The 871-nt window shown below is 64.2% G+C and carries 1 protein-coding gene; it reads right to left on the bottom strand.

Going from position 1 to position 871, the window contains the following annotated elements; translation table 11 throughout:
• Positions 1-871: ABC transporter substrate-binding protein (locus MJ785_RS14455; RefSeq protein ID WP_239381315.1), on the bottom strand; the 871-nt coding region annotated here is incomplete at both ends.

Below are 871 nucleotides of genomic sequence, written 5' to 3' on the forward strand. Positions count from 1 at the left end.
ATCCTGCGTCCGCAGCGGGACGCCTCAGGAGTAAAGCGGGTACCGTCGTCAGCGACCTTGACAAACGACAGGCAGTTGTTCATCTGACCGAAACTCGCGGTCATGTCGAGGGGTGCGGGCAGCAGGCCGTTGGCGTTGTAGTCCCGGACGGCTCGAAAGCCGTGGATGAACTGCTGCCGGGTGGGACAGCCGCCAGCCTCCTGTAAACCGCGGATCATCATATCCGCGGAGATCCAGCCGGACAGCGCGCCGCCGTTGGTCGAAGGCTGCAGCTGCGGGGCGTACATATCCATAGCGTGCAGGAACTCCCGGTGCGCGGGAGCGTCCAGCTCGAACGGGGTGGCACCGAGGAAATAGGAGGTTCCGGCGAGCTGCTGGCCGTACTTCTGGAGCAGGCTCTGGTCGTAACCGGGTGAGAACGACATAACGACTTTCAGCGGTACGCCCGCGTTGCGGGCGGCGATGACGGCCTGGTCAAGGGTGTCCGGGGAAGCCAGCGCAACCAGGCTGTCGGCACCGCTGGCCTTGATCTGGGCGCCGAGGCGATCCACATCGATCGATGGGCTGACCTCTATGGAAGAGGCGATCCGGACACCGGCGGCGCGCAGGCTCGCGCTCACTTTCTCCGCGATGCTGCGCATGGTCTCGGAGAACGCGGTCCGCAGAATGAACGCGGTCCGACCACCTTGAGAAATAGTGTAGTCACCCCAGGTGGTAGTCGATCCTGGGCCGATGAAGCTGAGATAGGTGAACATGTTGTCATCGGCGGTCCATGCCGGTTCCAGAGCCGGGCCGGTCACCGGGATGCCCTGGTCATGCAGGAACGATGCGGACCCGGTCGCGGCCCCGGTGGTCTCGATGATCCCGAAGA

Source organism: Protofrankia sp. CiT1, assembly GCF_917627335.1.
Classification (GTDB): domain Bacteria; phylum Actinomycetota; class Actinomycetes; order Frankiales; family Frankiaceae; genus Protofrankia.